Consider the following 19,320-nt stretch of genomic DNA (forward strand, 5'->3'; position numbering starts at 1 on the left):
GCGGCCGCGCGCCGCTCCGCCAGCCACCGCCCGAACGCCGCCCGCCCGGCCGCCGCCAGCGTCTCCGGGTCGTCGCCCGCGGCGGTCCTGGACAGCACGGCCCCGGTCAGGAACTCCCTGGAAGCCAGGGGCACCGGTCCCACCACGTCGCCGGGGGCCGCGCCGCGCAGCGCCTCGGGAAGCTCGTGCTCCCAGCGGGCGCCCACCGTCACCACCGCCTCCTCGTGCGCCGTTGCCGCGCCGGCCAGTTCGCCGGCATCGGCCGCGACGACCTGCGCCGGCCCGGTCACCCAGACGGCCCGCACCCGCGCGAAGTCCGCCCGGTGCGCGGCCAGGTGCCGCGGGGCCAGCTCGGCCTCCTTGTCCGCGCGGAAGCGCCGCCGCCGGGCGATCCCGGCGAGGTAGGACTCGAACTGCTCGCCCGACATGCCCGCCGCCGCCATCCAGGCCAGCGTGGCCGCCCGGTCGTGCAGCCCGCGCCCCCGGCGGAACGCGTCCGCCGTCGCCTGCAGGTCCGCCGCGCTCACGGGCGCGTCGTCGCCGCCGGCCTCGTCCAGGGCCGCCGCCAGCAGGCACTGGTCCACGATCTCCTGGTACGGCGAGGCGTCGCCCCTCGACAGCGTCCGCAGCATGGTCAGCGCCTGCGACACCGACACGTGCACCCCGTCCACGCTGACGAGCTGCCCGGCCGCCCAGTGCGTCGAGTGGTCGACCAGCCACGGCACCCCGTCCTCGGCGGGCGCGGTCACCGCCACGGTCCCGCCGCCGGGGTGGTCGAGGAGCAGGTCGTAGTCCACCACCGGCGTCCCCGGCCGCTCGTCCACGACGAGCTGCGCCGCGACCGCCGGATGCCGCGCCGCCCAGTCGCGGGCGGCCGCCCGCGCGGCGGGCACGGCGGAGCGGCGGCGCGGCAGCGAGCGCAGCAGCTCCACCCCCGACTCCAGGGCCTGCGCGAACGCGCTTCCCGTCACGGTTTCCCTCCATCCATCAGCCCATCCATCAACCAGGCCGCGATCGTGTCGCTGACCGGCAGCCCGGCCCACAGTTCGACGAACCCCCACGCGCCGTTGGAGTTCAGCTCCAGGAACACGTACTCGCCGCCGGGCGTGACGATGAGGTCCAGGGCGGCGTAGGTGAGGCCGACGTCGGCGACCAGCCGGGCACAGCGCCGCGCCACGTCCTCGGGCAGCTCGTGCGGGCCGTACCGGACGCGGTCGTTGTCGTAGTGCCGCCAGTCGTCCCGGGCCGTGGCGGAGGCGGAGACGTCGATCTCGGCCGCGAGCGCCCGCTCACCGACCACGATGACGCGCAGCTCGACGGCCTTGTCCACGTACGGCTGCAGGATGACGGGCTCGTGCCGCAGCCGGTGCCGCGAGGTCAGGTGCCGCCGCTCGACCACGGTCGTGTACGCCCGGTGCGGCTCGCCGTCGATCCTGAACCGCTCGGCCGCGATCTGCTTGGCCACCAGGCGTCCGCCCGCGGCCTCGTACGCGGGCGCGAGCCGCGCCGGGTCGTTGGTGTAGATCGTGTCGGGCACGGTGAAGCCGAGCGCGGCGGCGCGCGCCAGGTGGAAGACCTTGTTGTGCGCGCGCAGCTCGTCGGCGCGGGTGCCGGGCAGCCAGCGGGCGCCGAGCAGGCTCCACACGCCGTCGAGCATGACCTCGGCCTGCAGCCGGGCGTGCTCCCGGTGGCTGTCCTCGCTCACCTCCGCGGCCGCGCGCGGCCCGCTCGGCCGGCTGCGCCACACCGCGGTGACCTCCGACAGGTCCACGGTGTGCTCGCCGGTGTCGAGGAGCAGCCGCCGCCGGTCGCCGGCGAGCTCCGCGGTGATCCGGCTCGCGCCGGGGAAGTCGCCGTTGTCCCACCAGAGCACGGGTACGCCGGGCCCGTCGTCGCCGAGCAGCCGGGCGCCGCGCCGCAGCAGCGCGCCCAGCACCTTCTCGGCGGCGCCGTCCCCGCGCGCGCTCATGATCATTATCACTGCCGGTCCCGTCCAGAACGTCCTCACGAAAGAGCGCGGTGGGACGTCGCCGTCCCACCGCGCGGTTCAGCTATCGGCTCTCGCCGGATCTCAGATCAGCCACCACTCGTAGGGCACGTCGTCGAGGGTCCAGGCGCTGGCGGTCCACTCCTTGCGCCGGCCGCCGGCCACCTCGCCCAGCTCGGCCTGCGAGAGCTCGGCCCCCTCGAACGGCAGATCGTCGATCGTGATCTTCGACATGACTCACTCTCCTGGCCGCGTCACCGCGGCCCTCCGGGTTCCCGGCGCCCACGATGAGCGCCGGTCGTCCCGAACGTTAGGGATGAGCACTTGAGACTGACTTGTGATCCACTACGGGCCCTTCTCAGTGGCCGCCGTGGACCTGGCGGTAGCGGGAGGGCGCGATGCCGTACCTGGTGGTGAACGCCTGGCGGAGGGTCTCGGCGGAGCCGAAGCCGCAGCGGGCCGCGACGGCCGGCATCGGCAGGGACGTGCCGGCCAGCAGGTGGGCGGCGGCCTCCAGGCGGGCGTGCCTGACGTACTGCGCGGGCGTGCGGCCGAGATGGGTGAGGAACAGCCGGGTCAGGTGCCGGACGCTGATCCCCGCGCGGGCGGCCAGCGCGGCGGCGGACAGGTCGTCGTCCAGGCAGGCGAGGACGTGCTCGACCACGCCGCGCACCACGTCGTTGCCGGGCGGCGGCGCGGCCGTGAAGATGCTCATCTGCGCCTGGTTGCCGGGGCGCTGCAGGTAGATCACCAGGTGGCGGGCGATCAGCCGGGCCATCTCGGCGCCGTGGTCCTCCTCGATCAGCGCGATCGACAGGTCCAGCGCGCTGGTCACCCCGGCCGAGGTGATGAGGTTGCCGTCCCGGATGTAGATGGGGTCGGCGTCCACGGTCACCTCGGGGTGGCGGGCGGCCAGCTCGCCGGCGTAGCGCCAGTGGGTGGTGACGCGCCGCCCGTGCAGCAGGCCGGCGGCGGCCAGGATGCCCGCGCCGGTGCAGATGGAGGCGATGCGGCGACTCTCGCGCGCCAGCCGGCGTACGTGGGCGACGATCAGCGGGTTGCCCGCGGCCTTCTCGTGCCCGAGACCGCCCGAGACGAGCACGGTGTCGAACGGGCCGGTGGCGCGCTCCAGCGGGTGACCGCCCTGCAGGCTCAGCCCGGTGGGCAGGCTGATGGGGTGGCCGCCCGGCGTCAGCAGCTGGGTGCGGTAGGGGACGCGGGCGCGGCCGTACTCGCTGACCATGCCGAGGCTCGTGGTGACGCAGGCGATGTCGATCAGCTCGGCGCCGTCGTAGCCGACGACGGCGACCCGGCGCACGTCCATGAGACGAATCTAGTTCGCTTTCCCGGCGGAAGCGGCGTAACGGCTCATGACCGGGTCCACGGCGACCCGGACCGGCCGGCACACCGTCTGCCCGTGCTCCCGGAACAGCACGTCCCGCGCGACGAACCGGCCGAGGTCGGCGCGTACGTGCCCGGACAGGTCGCAGGCCGCGCAGCCGCCGCCGTCCCAGTCGACGGCGGTGCGCGCCACGGCGTCGAACAGCGTCTCCGCGCCCGTGTTGGTGAACGGCGCGGCCTCCCGCAGCGTGTCCAGGTCGCCGTAGAGCTCCGAGACCGGCAGCCAGCCGTCCGCCGTACGGAACTCCGGCCAGGCCAGCACCACCAGGTCGGGGACCACCGGCCGCAGCAGGGGGAAGCGGGCGTGCCAGAAACGGCCGTCCACCAGCAGGCCCCTGACGCGGGTGGGGATGCCGCAGGCCCGGGAGACGGCCTCCAGCACCGCCAGGCGCTGGCTGCACGACCCCCGGGCGCGGAGCAGGGTGCGGGACGCCGGCTGCTCGTCGTCCAGGGCGTACACGGGCCGCACCCGTGCGGCGACGAGCCGGTGCGCGGCGATCAGCAGGTCACGTCCCGCCGCCCCGGCCGCGCGGGCCTCGGCGGCGAGCGCGAGCACCCGCGGATGGCCGTGGTCGAGGATCGGCGTGGCGGCCAGGTACGGCGACAAGTCGCTCATGGAACGGGAGCATAGGGACGCTCCCGCCCCTGGAGAAGGGCGGCGTCTCAGGGACGGCGCTCGTCGTCCGAGCGCGCCAGGGCGGGCACCTTCGCCGGGTCGCCGGCTCCGGCGTCGGCCGGGCGGCCGAGGCGGCTCGGCCACCAGGCCCGGCCGCCGAGCTCCCGCACCAGCGCCGGGACCAGCAGCGACCGCACCACCAGGGTGTCGAGCAGCACGCCGAACGCCACGATGAACGCGATCTGCACCAGGAACGACAGCGGGATCACCACCAGCGCGGCGAACGTGGCGGCCAGCACCACGCCCGCCGAGGTGATCACCCCGCCGGTGGTGACCAGGCCGCGCAGCACGCCCTCCCGCGGCCCGTGCCGCCCGGTCTCCTCGCGTACGCGGGACATGAGGAAGATGTTGTAGTCCACGCCCAGCGCGACCAGGAAGACGAACCCGTACAGCGGGACGGAGGCGTCGCTGCCGGTGAAGCCGAACAGGTGCGTGAAGACCAGCGCCGAGACGCCGAGCGTGGCCAGGAAGTTCAGCGCCACCGTGGCCACCAGGAGCAGCGGCATCACCAGCGAGCGCAGCAGGAGGACCAGGATGAGCAGGATGATCACCAGCACCACCGGGACGATGATGAGCGTGTCCTCCCGCGCGGTGTCGGTCGTGTCCAGGCGCTGCGCGGTGTAGCCGCCGACGATGGTGCCCTGCTCGCGGTCGAGGGCGGCGCGCAGGCGGGCGACCGTGTCGAGGGCGGCGTCGCTGTCCGGCGCGTCGCGCAGCGTGGCCTCGACGAGCACCTTGCCGTCCACGACCGTGGGGGCGCCGCCCGGCCGGCCGCCCGCGCTGACCGCCGCCGCCTCCGAGACGCCTCTGACGGCCTCGGCCGCGGCCACCACGTCCTCCACCCGCTCTGCCGGGGCGACGATGACGGCCGGCTGGCCCGAGCCGCCGGGGAAGTGCTCGCCGAGCGTCGCCTGGGCGGCCACCGAGGGGGTCTCGCCGACGAAGGTCTCGTCGAGGGGCACGCCCCGCGCCTCCAGCTGCGGTGCGAGCAGGGCGAGCGCGGCCAGTGGCAGGACGGTGGCGACCCAGAGCCGGCGCGGGCGGCGGTCCACCCAGCCGGCGACGCGGCTCCAGATCCCGCTCGCCCCGGCCTCCGCCGAGCGCGGCCTGGCCGGCCACAGGGCGGCCCGGCCCAGCAGGACGAGGGCGGCGGGCAGGAACGTCAGGGCGCTCAGCGCGGCGCAGGCGATGCCGATCGCGCCGACCGGGCCGAGTGCCTTGTTGTTGGTCAGGTTGCTGAGCAGCAGCGCCAGCAGGCCCAGGGCCACGGTGGCGGCGCTGGCGAGGATCGGCTCGACCGAGCGGCGCAGCGCCACCCGGCCGGCGGCGTAGCGGTCGCGGCCGGCGGCCAGCTCCTCGCGGAAGCGGGCGGTCAGCAGCAGCGCGTAGTCGGTGGCCGCGCCGATCACGAGGATGGACAGGATGCCCTGGACCTGGCCGTCGACGCGGACGATGTCGCGGTCGGCCAGGACGTACACGACGGCGCAGGCCAGGCCGAGCGCGAAGACCGCGCCGACGATGATGACCAGCGGCAGCAGCACGCTCCGGTACACCGCGAGCAGGATGACCAGCACGGTCACCAGCGCCACCAGGAGCAGCAGCCCGTCGATGCCGGCGAAGGCGCCGGCCAGGTCGGCGCGGGAGGCGGCGGGGCCGGCGAGCTGCGCCCGCAGCCCGTCCACGGCCACCGCGTCGCCGATCCGGTCGAGGGCGTCACGGAGGTCGGAGCCGGAGAGCTCGGGGTTGAGCGGGACGACGCCCTGCAGGGCGCGCTCGTCGTCGGAGGGGAAGGCGGGGGAGGGCGTGCCGGCGACGTCCCGCGCGCCCTTCAGCGCGGCGATCGCCCGGGTGGCGGCGGCCTGCTGCGCCTCGGTGAGGGCGGCCTCGCCCCCGTCGGCCGTCCACACCACGATGACCGGCTGCGCCTCGCCCTGCCGGAACTTCTCCTGCTCCTCCAGCACCCGCGTGGACTCCGCGCTCTGGGGGAGGAAGGCGGCCTGGTCGTTCGTGGACACCTCGCCGAGCTTGCCGGCGAACGGCCCGAGGCCGCCGCCCACCGCCAGCCATACCAGCACCAGCAGCGCCGGGACGAGCCAGCGGACATGCCGCCGCGCCATCGTGATCACCTCTCCGTCACGACCGATAACTCAATCACTGAGTCTCTCAATTATTGAGTTAATGTAGCATGGGCGCATGAACGGCGACACCGCAGGGGGCGGGGATCTCGGGCTCCAGGCGTTCGCGGCGCGGCTGCGCCGCATGACGGCCGAGTTCAACCGCATCGCCCACGAGTTCGCCAACGAGCACGGGCTGCACACGACCGACGTCCAGGCGCTCATCATGATCTACGACGCGCCGACGCCGATCACCCCGAGCCGGCTGCGCGACGAGCTCAACCTCACCTCCGGCGCCGTCACGGCCTGCCTCGACCGGCTGGAGCGGGCCGGGCACATCCGCCGGGTGCGCGACGCGCACGACCGCCGCGTGGTCCACCTGCACTACCTCGCCACCGCGCAGGAGTTCGCCGCCGCGTTCTTCCGGCCGCTGGGGCGCAGCACCGGCAACGCGCTGGCCCGCTTCGGTCCCGACGAGCTCCGCACCGTGGCCGCCTTCCTCGACGCCATGAACGAGGAGCTCGCCGTGCTGCGCTCGGCGCCCCGCTCCCGCTGACCCTGTCCTGCTGCTCTCTTCTTCGGGTGCGGGGGCGGGAACGGTTGCGTTCCGGGGCGCCGGATTACCGGGGGACCAGCGGGCGGGCCGTCGGGCGGATGCGGCGGGCGCGGTGGGCGGCCAGCTCCCTGACGATGTTCGTACGCGGCAGCCCGCGCGGCGGGGCGTCCTTCCCCGCGGCCATGAGGTCGGCGTACAGGCGGCGGCCCTTGACCCGCACCATCTCGGCGTAGCCGGGGTCCACGAGGTCGAGCAGGGCGGCGCCGAGCATCCACCGCGAGCGCCAGCGGGCGACGGCGAGGCCGCGTTCGGCGCTCGTGCCGGCCGCCTGGAGGTCGGCGCGCAGGTCGCCGACGGCGGCGATGAGGTCCTGGATCGCCCGGCGGGCGTGCTCCTGGCGCACCGCGTGCACTCTGGTCCGCCAGCCGATCGCGAACGTCGCCGCCGTGCACACGGCCAGCGCCACGACGGCCGCCACCGGGATGCCCGCCGCCGAGATCCCGGCGGCGCCCCAGGGGGCGGCCGTGTCCGTCCAGGTGATGTCTGCACGCATGTTCGGAACCTACGGCCTGCGGCCTCAACAGTGGATCAAGCGCACGTGCGAAAACGATCAACTTAGCGGCGCGGCCGGTCCCGTACAGCACGGTGTCCCGCGGGGGAGCTCCGCCCGCGGGACACCCGATCCTGGCGTTCCGGTCAGGTACGGCGCCAGCGGGCCTCGCCCAGGCAGTACACGCCGAACAGCAGCAGGCCCAGCGCCACCACCACGAGCAGCCACGGGCCGACCGGGGTGTCGGCGAACGCCCTGAGCGTGGCGTCGATGCCGCCCGCCTTGTCGGCGTCGTGGGTGACGGCCGCCTGGATGACGAACACGCCGGCGCCGGCCGCGATCAGCCCGCGGGCCAGGTAGCCGGCCAGGCCGAGCCGGTCCATCATGGCGCTCGCCTTCGCCGGCATCGGCTTGAGGTTCTCGCGGAACTTCTTCTTGAAGCCGTAGTGCATCCAGTAGACGCCCAGCGCGATGATGCCGAGCCCGACCGCGCCGACCAGGAGCGGGCCGCCGGGAAGGTCGAGCAGCTTGCCCGTGATGTCCCTGGACTTCTCGTCGTCGGAGTTCGTCTCGCCGGTCAGCAGCATGGTCAGCAGCGCGACGCAGATGAACGCGTACACCGCGACCCGGCTGATCGCCTCGACCCGGTCCTTCACTTTGCGGGCCTTGATGGCCTCACCGACCTGCCAGACGATCAGGGCGGCGAACCCCACCACCATGATCCACAGAATGACCGAGCCGAACGGCAGCGACGCCACCTCGCTGATCGCGCCGTTCTTGTCGGCCTCGCGGCCACCGTTGCCGCCGAAGGCGATCTGGATCGCCAGCACGCCGATCAGCGCGTACAGCACCGCACGGCAAACCAGGCCGACGCGCGCAAGCCTGTCCACGGCCGGGCTGTCGGTCGCCCGTCGCGCCAGGGTCTCCGTCTCGCTCATACAATCCTCCGGTCATGCGTTGGAAGACCAACGAAGTTCCCCGTAACGGGGCGCCTAGGCGTTTTCCAGGTCAGGACGCCCGGCGGGGGCGTGGAAGGGCATGATCGTGAACGGCGCACGGGCACGGCCCCGCGGACGTAGGATCTGCGTCCGGAGCGCCGTCCCGACGTCGGGACCGCGTCCGCAGAGCCGTTCCGTCGTCGGGAGGGGAGCCCGCATGACCGTGACCCCCGCGCAGCTGCGCGCCCTCGCGAGCCGCGCCGACGCGCTCGCCGCCGAGGTGCGCGAGCTCTGCCTGAGCGCTCCCGCAGGGACGCCCGAGCGCGACCACCTCGGGGCGGCCTGGCAGGCCGTCGAGCGGCTGTCGGCCGGCGCCGACGACCTGGGGCGCGCGGCCGGCGACCTCGCCGCGCTCCAGGCCCGGCCGTGCGGCATGCCGTGGGGCGTCTGCCCGGAGCACGGCAACACGCTCTCCACCCGCGCGGGCATCTCCACCTGCCGGGTCTGCCGCCGCGAGTGGCCCCACGACCGCTTCGGCCGCCCGTGCGAGGAGCCGGTGACCTGGAAGGTCATCGACGGCGCCGGCGCGGAGACGCGGATGTGCGACGGCCACGTCCTCGGCGCACGCGCCGTCTCAGCGGGCGCCACATTCGTCCGCCTGGAACAGGCGGACGCCCACCCCTGACCCGGGTCCGCCCAGAGCGAGGGACGCTCACCACTGACGCGCGTTCGCCTGGCGCGGCGGACGCCCGCCTCCGGTCCGGCCGTCACCCTCCGATGGCGTGGGCGAGCTCCTTCGGATGGGTGAGCTGCGGGTGGTGGCCCGCGCCCGGGATGACGGTGACGGTGGCTCGGGGGAGGGCGTCCAGGAGTTGCCGTCCCTCCGGGGTGAGCGGGTCGCGGTCGCCGATGACGACGTGCAGCCGCCCCTCGTACTCGCGCAGCCGCTCTCGCAGGTCGGCGCGCCATCGGCGGTTGCCGGCCGCCGCCAGGGCGTGGGCGACGCGGGACGCGACGCCGGGACGGCGTAGGTCGGCGGCGCTGGTCCGGAGGGCGTCCGCGTGCGCGGGGTCCCCCGTGAGGCGCCGGGCCAGTGTCCCGGGGCCCGCCTGCTTCAGGTACAGGCGGGTGGCGGGCGCCCACGACGCCGTACGCCGCTGCAGGAAGAACGGCGCGACCAGCGTGAGCCGACCCGGTGAGACCCCTGCCTCCAGCGCCGCCGCCGCCGCGCCGATCGAGTGGGCCACCACGTGGTCCACGCCCCCGGACACCAGCGCGGCCACCCACGACCCCCAGTCGCCGGGCCCGCCGCCGCTCAGCCCGAGCCCCGGCAGGTCGGCGACCCGTACGTCCCCCAGCGCGGCCGCCACCCCCGCCCACGTGTCGGCGTTGACCGGCAGGCCGGGCAGCACCACGGCCGGCGCGCCCGCCGGGCCGAGCTCGAACGTCCGCACCCCGCCCACCGTCGTGAACCGCCGCCGCCCGTCCTCCGGCGCCTCCCCGAACCGATGCGCCGCCAGCTCGTCGGCCCACCGGCGGATCGCGCCGGCGGTGTCCGGCCGGTCGAGCCCGTGCCGGGCGGCGAACTCGTCCGCCGGCCCCGTGGGATAGCGCTCCTCCGACAGGAACGTCAGCGTCTCGGGATCGGTCCTGGTGAGGCGCGGAGGCAGCCGCCTGATCAGCGCCACCGGCACCCGCAGCCGGGGCGCGGGCACCTCGTAGTGGCGGGCGACGAGCGTGAGCAGGTCGGGAAGGGCGGGTGTGCGCTCGTCCAGCACCCAGTACGCCCGCCGCGCCGCCCCCGGATCCTCCGGCAGCAGGACCATGAACCGCGCGAGGTGACCGGCCTCGACCACGGGCACGAACGTCCGCCCGTTCCCGGGCAGCGCGGCCAGCCGCCCCCGCCAGATGTCGGCGACGCTCGCCGCGAGCCCGAGGTACTGGCCGGCCTCGCCGATCACGCTGGACGGGTTGACGATCGACCAGGGCACGCCCAGCTCGTCCGCCTCCGATTGCAGGACGGCGTCCGCCTCGGCCTTGGACGCCTCGTACGCGCCGAGCGCCGCGTACGCCGCCCGCCGCCGTTCCTCGTTCCACGCCCCCGGGTCCTGCCCGCCCACCCGGTAGCCGGACACGTGGACCAGCCGCCGCAGCCGGGGCAGCCGCGCCGCGAAGGCGACGATCGCCCGCACGCTGTCCACGTTGGCCTGGCGGGCCTGCTCGGCCGTCATCCCGAACCGGTAGGCCCCGGCGCAGTTGTAGATCTCCGTGACGTCGTCCCAGCTCCCGTCCGCCAGCAGCGACGGGGCCGCGAAGTCCGCGCGTACGCGGGCCGGCGCCGGGTCGTGCCCGCGCTCGGCCAGCCACCGGGCCAGCCGCTCGTACGACTCCTGACTCCGGGTGGCCACGCTCACCCGCGCGCCGGCCCGGCCCAGCTCCAGGACCAGGGAGCGCCCGACGTACCCCGCCGCCCCGAACACCAGGGCATGCCGCTCGCCCATGCTCAGGCCGCCAGCAGCACGGTGAGGGCGTGCGCGGCGCAGCGCATCGGCTCCACCGACCGCTGGGCCCGGGAGACGATCATCGCGCCCTCGACCGTGCTCACTACGGCGGTGGCCAGCGTCCTCGCCTCGGCGGGGGAGCGGCCGTGCGCCGCGAGGTGGGCGGCGACCGGCTCGATCCAGGAGTCGAAGGCCCGCGCGCACGCCTCGCGCAGCCGTTCGCTCTGCCCGCCCATTTCCAGGGCGACCACCGACACGGGGCAGCCGAGCTGGAAGTCGCTGTCGGCGAGCATCCCGGCCAGCACCTCGACGACCTGTCCGACGACCTCGCCGGGCGGCCCGCCGGGCGCGTCGGCCAGCAGGGCGCGGAACCGCTCGGCGGCCAGCTCGATCGCCTTCTCGCCCAGGGCCTCCTTGCCCTCGGGGAAGTGGAAGTACAGCGACCCCTTGGGGGCGCGGGCGTGCTCGGTCACGGTGGCGAGGCCGGTGCCGCTGTAGCCGCGTGCCTGGATGAGCTCCAGCATCGACTCCACCAGCCGGGCGCTCGTCCGGCCGCCCTTGGTCTGCTCGGTCATGGCGACATAATAGACCGGTCTATATATTTTTGCGAAACGGAAACAGGGCAGAATGCGGACGTGCGCGACGACGGCCTGCTCATCCACCGCTTCCACGTCGGCGACCTCGCCTGCACGGTGATCAGCGACGGCCAGCCGGGACCGCCCCTGGAGCCCGAGCTGTCGTCGTTCTTCACCCCCGGCAGCGGCGTGCCCGAGCCCGAACTGGCCGCCGCCGTCGCCGCGGAGGGCCTCGGCAGGCGTACGCTCACCTGCGGCTACAACTGCCTCTGCGTCGAGACCCCGGACGGCCTCGCGGTGATCGACACCGGCCTCGGCAAGGACTTCCTCGGCTACGGCCCCTACTTCCGGCCCCTCGTCGGCAGGCTCCCCGACGGGCTGCGCGCGGCCGGGCTGCCGGAACCGGCCGCCGTCGTCCTCACCCACCTGCACGAGGACCACGTACGCGGGGCCGTCTGGCCCGGCGAGCCCGCCTACCCCGGCGCCGTCGGGCACGTGCACGCCGCCGAGCTCGCCTTCTGGTCCTCGGCCGCCGAGAGCGCGCTCCCCGAGCAGCGGGGGCCGGCGCGCGAGGCCATCCGCGTCCTCGGCGAGCGGCTGCGGACGTTCACGTACGACGCCGAGATCCTGCCCGGCCTCCACACCGTCGAGGCCGCCGGGCACACGCCCGGGCACACCGCCTACCTGGTGCGTTCGCGCGGCGAGCGGCTGCTCTGCCTCGGCGACACCTTCTACGACCCGCTCCAGCTGAGCCACCCGTCCTGGCGCACCCCCTGGGACTGGAACGCCGCCCGATCCGTACGCAGCCGCCGCCGCCTCCTCGCCCTGGCCGCCGCAGAGAACCTGCTCGTGCACGCCTACCACCTGCCCTTCCCCGGCCTCGGCCGGATCGAGCGGCACGGCGACGCGTTCCGCTGGCGCCCCACCGTCGTCGCGGCCTGATCCGGAGGCTCACGGGTAGGCGGAGCCCATGAGCGAACGACAAGCGCCCGTCATCGTCGTCGGCGCCGGCCTCGCGGGCCTGGCCTGCGCCGTCCACCTGCACGAGGCCGGCGTCCCGGTACGGGTCCTGGAGGCGTCCGACGGCGTCGGCGGCCGGGTGCGGACCGACGTCGTGGACGGGTTCCGGCTCGACCGCGGCTTCCAGGTGCTGCTCACCGGCTACCCCGAGGCGCGCCGCGTCCTCGACCTCTCGGCCCTGGACATACGGGCGTTCGCCTCGGGACTGCTCGTCTGCGGCGCGGGCGTCCGCTCCCGGGTGATGCTGCCGTGGCGCCATCCCCGGCACGCGTTCAGCGGGCTGCTGTCGGGGATCGGCACCCCGCGCGACAAGGCCGTGCTGGCCGCGATCACCGCCCGTGACATGACCTTTCCCGCCTCCCGGCTGCGCCGCGGCCACGACCGGACCACCCTGGAGGAGCTGTACGCCTGGGGGATGTCCGACGCGATGATCGACGGCCTGCTGCGCCCGTTCCTCGCCGGCGTGCTGCTCGAACGCGGCCTGGAGACCTCCAGCCGGGTCTTCCACCTGCTCTGGCGCTCCTTCGCGCGCGGCAGGACCGGCGTGCCCGCGTTCGGCATGGGCGAGATCCCGCGCCAGCTCGCCGACCGGCTGCCGCCGGGGACCGTCACCCTCGGCGCCCGCGTCACCCGCGTCGCCTCCGGCGGGGTCGTGATCGAGAGCGGCGGCACGTACGACGGCGCGGCGGTGGTGGTGGCCGCCGATCCCGGCGCGGCCGGCCGGCTGCTGCCGGGGATCGAGACCCCGCGGATGCGCCCGGTCACCACCTTCTACCACGTCGCGCCGCGCTCGCCGCTGAAAGAGCCCGTCCAGGTCATCGACGCCACCGGCGCGATCACCGACACGATCGTGCTCACCGACGCCGCGCCCACGTACGCGGCCGACGGGCGGGCGCTGATCTCCACGTCCGTCCTCGGCGTCACCGGCGACGAAAGGCCGGTGCGCGAACGGCTGACCGAGATCTACGGCGACACCTCGTCCTGGGAGCACCTGGCCACGTACCAGGTGCCGGAGGCGCTGCCCGCGATGCCGCCGCCGCACCCGCTGCGCAGCCCCGTCCGGCTGCCCAACGGCGTGTACGTCTGCGGCGACCACCGCGACACCGGCTCCCAGCAGGGCGCCCTCGTCTCGGGGCGGCGCGCGGCCCAGGCCGTGCTGTCCGCCCTCCACGCACCGGCGCCCCGCCGCGCGCCGGCCGCGCGTCAGCACTGAGCACGGCCGTTGCCGTCAGCGGAGGACGGCGACCTCCTCGCCCGGCTCGCTCGCCGCCGACAGGGCGGCGACGCGGGCGCGCGTCACCGCGTACGGGCCCGGCGTCGTCCGCCCGTCCAGCGTGATCCGCGCGACCCCGCGGCTCCCGGCCGCGACGTAGTAGTGCCGGCCGGAGGGCGCCCGCCACCACGCGCCGGCCACCACGTCGCGCCGGAGCCGGCTGCAGTCCCAGGTGCCGCTCCGGCCCCCGGTGCGCAGGGCGGACGTACGCCCGCGAGAGGTGCTGAACAGCACGCCCCGCACCACGCTCCCGCCCCTGGCGTCGGCCAGCCGCAGGCAGATCCAGCGCCCGCGCGCCCCCTCGGGCAGCGCGCCGCGCCAGAACTCCCACGCCGCCGCCACCTCGGCGCCGCCGGCCGGCCACTCGGCCGCGCAGCCGAGCCCCTTCCAGACGCCGAACCCGTCCAGCGGGCCGCCCTGCGGCGGCCGGTAGCGGGCCTCGGCGGGGGAGATCCCGCCGAGATCGAGCATCGTGTACGGCAGTCCGGGCGCGATCTCCGGCGCCCGCAGCCGCAGCACCGGCCCCCGCAGACACCGCCCGCCCGCCGCCGGCACCGGCACAGTCACCGGCGCGGTCACCCCGCCCTCGATCCCGACCGGACGCCACACCGGGGACCGGCCGGCCAGCGGCGCGGCCGACAGCTCGCGCACCCACGGCGGCACCAGGTAACGGCTGCCCGCCGCCGTGACGCGCAGCGTGAGCGGGGGAGCGCCGCCGGGCCTGGCGCGCGGCGCGGGGAACACCTCCAGCCTGCCCGGCCCGCCCGCCTCGGTGTAGCGGGCGACCTGCTCGCCGTCGCGCGCCAGCACCACGGCCGCGCCGTCCACGCGCCCGGCGTACAGGAGCTGCCCGGTGCGCCGCCCCCAGGCGCGCAGGGCGCGGCCGACGAGCGCGGCGTCGCGGGTGAGCGCGCCGCGCGGCTCCCACGTGGACAGGTCCAGCTCGGTGCCGCGCCGCCAGGCGCCCGGCGCGGCCGACACGGCCGCGGGGACGGGCGGCTCGCCGGCCGCGCCGACGGCGACGACCTCGGGCGTGCCGAACACCACCGCCACCGTGACCGCCACCGTGACCGCCGCCGCCAGCGCCGCCGTGACCGCGCCGGCGACCAGCCGGGCCCGCGGCCGGCCGCCGGGCAGCCGGCCGTAGCAGCGGGCGAGCGTCGGGTCGGACGAGGGACGGAACATCGCCGCCGCGCCGTCGCCGAACCGCCCCTCCAGCGCCGCGACCTCCGCCAGCGCGCCGCCGGGATCGGCCACCCGCGCCCCGGCCAGGATCGTCGCCACCTCGCCGGCGGGCCGCCCCTCCAGCCGCAGCAGCGCGTACGCCGCCCGCGCCCCCGGCCGCAGCGCCATCAGCTCCTCGGTGACGGCCGCGTCGGCGCCCCGGGTGGTGGCGGGCACCACCTCCAGCCGCGCGAGCCGCCCGGACCAGGGCAGGATCCGGGCCCGCAGCGCCCGCCGCAGCACTGTCCGGCGCAGCCGCGCCTGGTCGCGCCCGCGATGGCGGGCCAGCGCGGCGGCGGCGAGCCGGTGTGCGAGCACCAGCCTGCGCTCCTCACCGGCGGACGGCGGCAGGACCAGGTAGGCGAGCCACACCAGGTCGCGGTACGGCCGCGCGAGGCTCCTGCTGTCTCTGACGGACCGTCGCACAGGCTGCTCCTCACCTTCGGTGACGGGGGGATTGCGCACCGCGACAGCAGGGTAACGGCCGTTCTTTCCGCGCATGGGCAGGTTGCCGAAATTCGTCCACCGGTCCGGCGCGGCCGTCTGGACAGGGAGCGGCGACCCCGCCAAGCTGGGAACCTCTTCCCCCGAGCCGAGGTGAGCGGTGCCCGAAACCCTGCTGCGCAACACGTTCCACGTTCCCGCCCCGCCCGACGCGGTACGGGCCCATCTGAGCGAACCGGCCAGCTACATCGGCCTGTCGCCGCTGGTGGTCGAGGTGCGCGACGTGCGGCGCGAGGCCGGTCTGATCCACTATGTCAGCGTCGAGCGCTTCCGCTTCCTCGGCTTCCTGCGTTACGACAACCTCATCAAGGTCACGCTGCGGCCCACCGAGGACGCCGTCGAGGGCGAGGTGGACAGCCCCGGCGGGATCCGGATGACGTACCGGTTCGGCCTGACCGCCCGCGACGGCGGCACCGAGGTGACCGACGAGCTGCGGCTGCGGGCCGCCTTCGGCCCCCTGCTCGGTTACGCCGCCCGTACGGCCCGCGGGGTGCAGCTCGCCCGCGCCGGCATCCTCGCCGAGCGCGCGCCCGCCCTCTGAACCCGGCGCACAGCCGCCGGGGGCTGCGGTGCGCCGACGGCCGCCCGACCGAGCCGCGACGGCGATCAACTCGTGATGTGCGCCTGCCACGATCCGGCGCATGACCCCCCGTCACCTGACCGTGGCCGCCTTCCTGGCGGGTGTGCTCGCGGGCTGCGCCGCCGCGCCCGCGCCCCCGCCCTCGGCCGTCCCCGCGCCCGCGGGGGCGGCGCAGCCGGGCGTGGAGCAGCTGCACGCCTCCGAACTGCGGCCCGGCGACTGCCTCGCGCCGATGCCCGAGAGCTTCGTCGTGACGCTCGTGTCCTGCTCGGAGCCGCACGCGGCGGAGTACGCCACCACGTACGTGGTGCCCGACCAGCCATGGCCGGGCGAGAAGGCGGTGGACCTCCTCGCCCGCGAGGGATGCGCGCCCAGGATGCGGTACGTGCCCGAGCGCAGGGCGGAGCTCACCGTGGCCGCGCTGGTGCCGGAGGAGGCGGACTGGCCCCGTTACCGGACCGCGTACTGCCTGGCGGTCCGGGCCGACGGCGGCGAGCTCGTCGGCCGGGTCATCCTGTGACGGGGACCGGCCGGGAGACGGGCGCCGCCAGGTCGTGGCCGGAGCGGGCCAGCCAGACCACCTGCAGCGCCCCGGCGAGCGCCCCGACGCCGCCGATGAGGGTCCAGCCCGACTCGACCGGCGTGCCCGACATCGCGAGGACGGCCGGCACCAGCAGCCCGAGCCACGGCGTCACCAGGGCGGCGATGCCGTACGCGACCGTGCCGGGACGCCAGCGGCCGTCGTCGTCGCGCTGCGCCCGCAGCACCAGCACCGTCCAGGCCAGGGTCGCCACCGCGATCACCAGGTAGAGCAGGCCGATGTCGGGCAGGCCGGTCAGGTCCAGCAGCGCGACGACCGTCGTGCCCCCGAACCCCAGCGCGCCCGCGCTCCTGATCAGCTCCGCCCCCTTGAGCCGGGGCCGCAGCACCGGGCGGACCAGCACCGGGTGGATCAGCACGACGACCGCCCACATCGACAGCGCGCTGATCACCTCCGCCCACCCCGGCCACGGCGTCGGGATCGGGTGGAGCAGCAGCGTGGTGGCCGCGGCGGCGTACAGGGAGAACCGCGCCCGCCGGACCCTCGGCTCCTCCTCGTCGCGGGGCGCCGTCTCCAGGGGACCGCGCAGGACCTGCCACAGCGCCCAGGCCCAGGGGACGGCGGTCAGGGCGGCGATCGGCACGTCCGAGCCCGTCTCGCCGGCGTCGGGATCCCGCATGATCGTCAGCCGCCACAGCGGCGCCAGGTCGCCGGTGGCCGTCGCGACGACGACGGCCACCGCCACCGCGGCGACGTAGACGCCCGTCACGATCAGGGCGGGCAGGGCGGAGCGGCGAGACGGCACGGGACACTTCCGAGGGGGGTGAGCGGAGGTCGGGCGCTCACCCTATCGGCGGTCCGGCGCGAAGTCGATCAAGCGCTGAGCCGGGCCAGCTCCTCCTCCGTGAGCTCCAGCTCCGCCGCCGCGACCGAGTCGAGAATGGTCTCCGGGCGGCTCGCCCCCGGGATCGGGATGACGACCGGACTGCGGGCCAGCTCCCAGGCGAGGCAGACCTGCTGCGGCGAGACGCCGCGCTCGCCGGCGATCGCGTGGAAGGCGGGGTGGCCGCTCAGCTCCCCGGTGCGTCCGATCCCGCCCAGCGGCGACCAGGGCAGGAAGGCGATGCCGAGCTCGGCGCACACGTCGATCTCGGGCTCGCTGGAGCGGAAGCGCGGCGAGAACTCGTTCTGCACGCTCACCAGCAGGTCGCCGAGGATGGCGTGGGCGAGCCTGATCTGCGCGGGGTCGGCGTTCGAGATCCCGGCGAACTGGATCTTGCCGGCGTCGTGCAGGTCCTTCAGCGCGCCGATCGTCTCCTCGTACGGCACCCTCGGGTCGGGCCGGTGGTGCTGGTAGAGGCCGATGGCGTCCACGCCGAGGGCCTTCAGCGAGCGGTCGCAGGCCCGCTTGAGATAGGAGGGGCTGCCGTCCACGTCCCACCCGCCGGGCGTCCGGGTGTGGCCGCCCTTGGTCGCGACGAGCACGGCGGCGGCGTCGCCCGGCCACAGGGACAGGGCGCGGGCGACCAGCCGCTCGTTGTGGCCCACGTCGGTGTGGGAGGGCGTATAGGCGTCCGCCGTGTCGATGAGCGTGACACCGGCGTCCAGGGCCGCGTGGATGGTACGGATCGACTGGTCCTCGTCCGGCATGTGACCGGCCACCGACATCGGCATGGCGCCGAGCCCGATGGCTCCGACCTGCCGGTTTCCGAGGGTACGGGTCCTCATGGCGTTGTGCATGGGACCACCCTGTCCGCTGGAGCGCGCTCCAGGTCAAGCCCGGCGCCCACGCGGCGGTCTATTGGGCGGCCCGTTGGGTGGCCCGCAGTTCGTCGAGGAGCTTGGCGGGCTCCTCGACGGTGACCGTCAGCGCGGGGTGGCGCAGCACGCCGAGCGGTTCGCTGCCCGACACCGACCGGCGGAAGCGGATGCACACCCCCAGCCGGGTGTTGCTGCCGAAGGTGAGGCCGCCGTCCGCGAGCGACAGGTGCGGCCCGATCGCCTTGATCGCCGAGTACGGCCCCGACAGCTCCGCGCCGGCCACGTTCGCGCGCGGCGACAGCACCACCCACGGCCCGAACCGGACCCGCAGCACGTCCGCGCTCAGCGTCAGCTCGCAGGTGTCCGGTCTGATGCCCAGCAGGCGCAGCAGCGGCCGGTAGCGGTCCTCGAAGGCGAAGGCGAAGCGCCGTGTCTCTCCGTCGTGATTCACGTTCCTGCGGCTACCCGGAGGTGGCCGTCCCACGCCTCACTTGGACAGGTAGAGGGTCTTCCAGGTGCCGGCGTACAGGCAGTTCAGCGACGGCTTGGCGGCCTTGGCCTCGGTGCAGACCTTGAGCTCGACCTGGTAGACGTCGTGGTGCTTGACGGAGAAGTGCTTCGGCGTGCGGTAGGAGCAGTCGCGCACCCAGTGGTTCCTGTTCGGCAGGTTGCTGCCGGAGCGGTAGGTGACGCGGAAGACGGCCCAGCCGCAGGAGGCGGACTTCGTGGAGTCCTGGATCGTGCCCGAGATCGTGACGACGTCGGCGGTGGGCAGGTCGGCGTGGTCCTCGCCGGTGGCGGTCAGCTTGCCGGCGGCCTTGGCCGCCTTGCCGGGCGCGTAGTACGGGCCCCAGGTGACGGGAGCCGACTGGGCGGCGGTGGGCTGCGTGGTGGCGGCCTGGGCGGCGGCCGGGGTCATCAGGAGGGCTGCGGAGGTGGCGGTGACGGCGAGGGCGGCGAGGGCGCGGGTGGCGGTCATGGGGAGCGTCCTTCCTGGGGAGGCGGTGACCACAGCATGCGCGGGACCGATTTCAACCCGCTTGCCGACCCGTAGCAATCGCCTGCGAACGCCTTGATTCCGGCTAACAGTGCATGTGGTGCCATGTCCGGCTAAGAGGG

Annotated in this window: 21 protein-coding genes; 6 read left to right on the forward strand and 15 right to left on the reverse strand. The window is 75.2% G+C overall.

Translation table 11 applies throughout. From position 1 onward, the window contains the following. The 6 genes from ACBR40_RS25620 to ACBR40_RS25645 all read right to left on the reverse strand — a co-directional run. On the reverse strand, nucleotides 1-971 hold a 971-nt coding region (locus ACBR40_RS25620), incomplete at its 3' end, for a TIGR04500 family putative peptide maturation system protein (RefSeq protein WP_371250381.1). Then, a complete protein-coding gene (locus ACBR40_RS25625; protein WP_371250382.1) occupies nucleotides 968-1,969 on the reverse strand; it encodes a hypothetical protein in 1,002 nt (333 codons plus the stop codon). The genes ACBR40_RS25625 and ACBR40_RS25620, both read right to left, overlap by 4 nt. Before the next feature lie 102 nt (nucleotides 1,970-2,071). Then, nucleotides 2,072-2,221 (reverse strand): putative ATP-grasp target RiPP, encoded by a 150-nt coding sequence (locus ACBR40_RS25630; RefSeq protein ID WP_344206282.1) that lies wholly within the window; start codon nucleotides 2,219-2,221, stop codon nucleotides 2,072-2,074. 124 nt (nucleotides 2,222-2,345) lie between these two features. Then, nucleotides 2,346-3,311 carry a helix-turn-helix domain-containing protein gene (locus tag ACBR40_RS25635; RefSeq protein ID WP_344206284.1) on the reverse strand — a complete coding sequence of 322 codons (966 nt, stop codon included), beginning with the start codon at nucleotides 3,309-3,311 and terminating at the stop codon, nucleotides 2,346-2,348. Nucleotides 3,312-3,320: 9 nt separating this feature from the next. Continuing rightward, nucleotides 3,321-4,004 carry a transglutaminase domain-containing protein gene (locus tag ACBR40_RS25640; RefSeq protein WP_371250383.1) on the reverse strand — a complete coding sequence of 228 codons (684 nt, stop codon included), beginning with the start codon at nucleotides 4,002-4,004 and terminating at the stop codon, nucleotides 3,321-3,323. Between the two features lie 47 nt (nucleotides 4,005-4,051). Further along, nucleotides 4,052-6,181: an MMPL family transporter gene (locus ACBR40_RS25645; RefSeq protein WP_371250384.1), complete on the reverse strand. Its 2,130-nt coding sequence runs from the start codon at nucleotides 6,179-6,181 to the stop codon at nucleotides 4,052-4,054. A 76-nt stretch (nucleotides 6,182-6,257) separates the two neighbouring features. On the opposite strand from ACBR40_RS25645, the gene ACBR40_RS25650 reads away from it, so the two are divergent. Next, on the forward strand, nucleotides 6,258-6,734 hold the full coding sequence (locus ACBR40_RS25650; RefSeq protein WP_371250385.1) for a MarR family winged helix-turn-helix transcriptional regulator: 477 nt from the start codon (nucleotides 6,258-6,260) through the stop codon (nucleotides 6,732-6,734). A 64-nt stretch (nucleotides 6,735-6,798) separates the two neighbouring features. Here the strand turns inward: ACBR40_RS25650 and ACBR40_RS25655 are convergent, their stop codons facing one another. Together ACBR40_RS25655 and ACBR40_RS25660 are read right to left on the reverse strand one after the other, a co-directional pair. Continuing rightward, on the reverse strand, nucleotides 6,799-7,287 hold the full coding sequence (locus tag ACBR40_RS25655) for a hypothetical protein (protein WP_364455993.1): 489 nt from the start codon (nucleotides 7,285-7,287) through the stop codon (nucleotides 6,799-6,801). 143 nt (nucleotides 7,288-7,430) lie between these two features. Further along, on the reverse strand, nucleotides 7,431-8,222 hold the full coding sequence (locus ACBR40_RS25660) for a DUF1206 domain-containing protein (protein WP_344206292.1): 792 nt from the start codon (nucleotides 8,220-8,222) through the stop codon (nucleotides 7,431-7,433). Nucleotides 8,223-8,439: 217 nt separating this feature from the next. Between ACBR40_RS25660 and ACBR40_RS25665 the strand changes: the two genes are divergently transcribed. Then, nucleotides 8,440-8,907, forward strand: coding sequence for a hypothetical protein (locus ACBR40_RS25665; RefSeq protein ID WP_371250386.1), 468 nt, complete (start codon nucleotides 8,440-8,442; stop codon nucleotides 8,905-8,907). A gap of 82 nt (nucleotides 8,908-8,989) precedes the next feature. Here the strand turns inward: ACBR40_RS25665 and ACBR40_RS25670 are convergent, their stop codons facing one another. Together ACBR40_RS25670 and ACBR40_RS25675 are read right to left on the reverse strand one after the other, a co-directional pair. Beyond that, nucleotides 8,990-10,723 (reverse strand): SDR family oxidoreductase, encoded by a 1,734-nt coding sequence (locus ACBR40_RS25670; protein WP_371250387.1) that lies wholly within the window; start codon nucleotides 10,721-10,723, stop codon nucleotides 8,990-8,992. A 2-nt stretch (nucleotides 10,724-10,725) separates the two neighbouring features. Then, nucleotides 10,726-11,298 carry a TetR/AcrR family transcriptional regulator gene (locus tag ACBR40_RS25675; RefSeq protein ID WP_344206297.1) on the reverse strand — a complete coding sequence of 191 codons (573 nt, stop codon included), beginning with the start codon at nucleotides 11,296-11,298 and terminating at the stop codon, nucleotides 10,726-10,728. 60 nt (nucleotides 11,299-11,358) lie between these two features. Between ACBR40_RS25675 and ACBR40_RS25680 the strand changes: the two genes are divergently transcribed. Both ACBR40_RS25680 and ACBR40_RS25685 read left to right on the forward strand, forming a co-directional pair. Then, entirely contained in the window at nucleotides 11,359-12,240 is an 882-nt protein-coding gene (locus ACBR40_RS25680; protein WP_371250388.1) for an MBL fold metallo-hydrolase, read from the forward strand. Between the two features lie 28 nt (nucleotides 12,241-12,268). Continuing rightward, nucleotides 12,269-13,531 (forward strand): NAD(P)/FAD-dependent oxidoreductase, encoded by a 1,263-nt coding sequence (locus ACBR40_RS25685; RefSeq protein ID WP_371250389.1) that lies wholly within the window; start codon nucleotides 12,269-12,271, stop codon nucleotides 13,529-13,531. A gap of 15 nt (nucleotides 13,532-13,546) precedes the next feature. Here the strand turns inward: ACBR40_RS25685 and ACBR40_RS25690 are convergent, their stop codons facing one another. After that, nucleotides 13,547-15,241: a hypothetical protein gene (locus ACBR40_RS25690; protein ID WP_371250390.1), complete on the reverse strand. Its 1,695-nt coding sequence runs from the start codon at nucleotides 15,239-15,241 to the stop codon at nucleotides 13,547-13,549. 178 nt (nucleotides 15,242-15,419) lie between these two features. Here ACBR40_RS25690 and ACBR40_RS25695 point away from each other — a divergent pair, with 178 nt between their 5' ends. Both ACBR40_RS25695 and ACBR40_RS25700 read left to right on the forward strand, forming a co-directional pair. Next, nucleotides 15,420-15,860 carry an SRPBCC family protein gene (locus ACBR40_RS25695; RefSeq protein ID WP_344206303.1) on the forward strand — a complete coding sequence of 147 codons (441 nt, stop codon included), beginning with the start codon at nucleotides 15,420-15,422 and terminating at the stop codon, nucleotides 15,858-15,860. Between the two features lie 100 nt (nucleotides 15,861-15,960). Beyond that, nucleotides 15,961-16,419, forward strand: a complete 459-nt coding sequence (locus ACBR40_RS25700) for a hypothetical protein (RefSeq protein WP_364455975.1) — start codon at nucleotides 15,961-15,963, stop codon at nucleotides 16,417-16,419. Here ACBR40_RS25700 and ACBR40_RS25705 read toward each other — a convergent pair. From ACBR40_RS25705 to ACBR40_RS25720, 4 genes are all read right to left on the reverse strand, one after another. Then, nucleotides 16,409-17,245 (reverse strand): hypothetical protein, encoded by an 837-nt coding sequence (locus tag ACBR40_RS25705; protein WP_371250391.1) that lies wholly within the window; start codon nucleotides 17,243-17,245, stop codon nucleotides 16,409-16,411. The two genes, ACBR40_RS25700 and ACBR40_RS25705, sit on opposite strands and share 11 nt — an antisense overlap. Nucleotides 17,246-17,313: 68 nt before the next feature. Beyond that, on the reverse strand, nucleotides 17,314-18,168 hold the full coding sequence (locus ACBR40_RS25710; protein WP_371250392.1) for an aldo/keto reductase: 855 nt from the start codon (nucleotides 18,166-18,168) through the stop codon (nucleotides 17,314-17,316). 70 nt (nucleotides 18,169-18,238) lie between these two features. Beyond that, complete coding sequence (locus tag ACBR40_RS25715) at nucleotides 18,239-18,652, reverse strand: hypothetical protein (protein WP_344206308.1); 414 nt, start codon at nucleotides 18,650-18,652, stop codon at nucleotides 18,239-18,241. A 36-nt stretch (nucleotides 18,653-18,688) separates the two neighbouring features. Continuing rightward, the gene (locus ACBR40_RS25720) at nucleotides 18,689-19,180 is read right to left on the reverse strand and encodes a hypothetical protein (protein ID WP_371250393.1); all 492 of its coding nucleotides are present in this window, start codon (nucleotides 19,178-19,180) and stop codon (nucleotides 18,689-18,691) included. Between the last annotated feature and the right edge of the window lie 140 nt (nucleotides 19,181-19,320).

It is taken from the genome of Nonomuraea sp. AD125B, assembly GCF_041402765.1.
GTDB classification, from domain to species: domain Bacteria; phylum Actinomycetota; class Actinomycetes; order Streptosporangiales; family Streptosporangiaceae; genus Nonomuraea; species Nonomuraea bangladeshensis.

What these genes read in the sequence shown, in the direction of transcription:
- ACBR40_RS25625 (WP_371250382.1), bottom strand. Translation starts at nt 1,969, where the DNA reads ATGAGCGCGCGCGGGGACGGCGCCGCCGAGAAGGTGCTGGGCGCGCTG.
- ACBR40_RS25630 (WP_344206282.1), bottom strand. Translation starts at nt 2,221, where the DNA reads ATGTCGAAGATCACGATCGACGATCTGCCGTTCGAGGGGGCCGAGCTC.
- ACBR40_RS25635 (WP_344206284.1), bottom strand. Translation starts at nt 3,311, where the DNA reads ATGGACGTGCGCCGGGTCGCCGTCGTCGGCTACGACGGCGCCGAGCTG.
- ACBR40_RS25640 (WP_371250383.1), bottom strand. Translation starts at nt 4,004, where the DNA reads ATGAGCGACTTGTCGCCGTACCTGGCCGCCACGCCGATCCTCGACCAC.
- ACBR40_RS25645 (WP_371250384.1), bottom strand. Translation starts at nt 6,181, where the DNA reads ATGGCGCGGCGGCATGTCCGCTGGCTCGTCCCGGCGCTGCTGGTGCTG.
- ACBR40_RS25650 (WP_371250385.1), top strand. Translation starts at nt 6,258, where the DNA reads ATGAACGGCGACACCGCAGGGGGCGGGGATCTCGGGCTCCAGGCGTTC.
- ACBR40_RS25655 (WP_364455993.1), bottom strand. Translation starts at nt 7,287, where the DNA reads ATGCGTGCAGACATCACCTGGACGGACACGGCCGCCCCCTGGGGCGCC.
- ACBR40_RS25660 (WP_344206292.1), bottom strand. Translation starts at nt 8,222, where the DNA reads ATGAGCGAGACGGAGACCCTGGCGCGACGGGCGACCGACAGCCCGGCC.
- ACBR40_RS25665 (WP_371250386.1), top strand. Translation starts at nt 8,440, where the DNA reads ATGACCGTGACCCCCGCGCAGCTGCGCGCCCTCGCGAGCCGCGCCGAC.
- ACBR40_RS25670 (WP_371250387.1), bottom strand. Translation starts at nt 10,723, where the DNA reads ATGGGCGAGCGGCATGCCCTGGTGTTCGGGGCGGCGGGGTACGTCGGG.
- ACBR40_RS25675 (WP_344206297.1), bottom strand. Translation starts at nt 11,298, where the DNA reads ATGACCGAGCAGACCAAGGGCGGCCGGACGAGCGCCCGGCTGGTGGAG.
- ACBR40_RS25685 (WP_371250389.1), top strand. Translation starts at nt 12,269, where the DNA reads ATGAGCGAACGACAAGCGCCCGTCATCGTCGTCGGCGCCGGCCTCGCG.
- ACBR40_RS25700 (WP_364455975.1), top strand. Translation starts at nt 15,961, where the DNA reads ATGACCCCCCGTCACCTGACCGTGGCCGCCTTCCTGGCGGGTGTGCTC.
- ACBR40_RS25710 (WP_371250392.1), bottom strand. Translation starts at nt 18,168, where the DNA reads ATGAGGACCCGTACCCTCGGAAACCGGCAGGTCGGAGCCATCGGGCTC.
- ACBR40_RS25720 (WP_371250393.1), bottom strand. Translation starts at nt 19,180, where the DNA reads ATGACCGCCACCCGCGCCCTCGCCGCCCTCGCCGTCACCGCCACCTCC.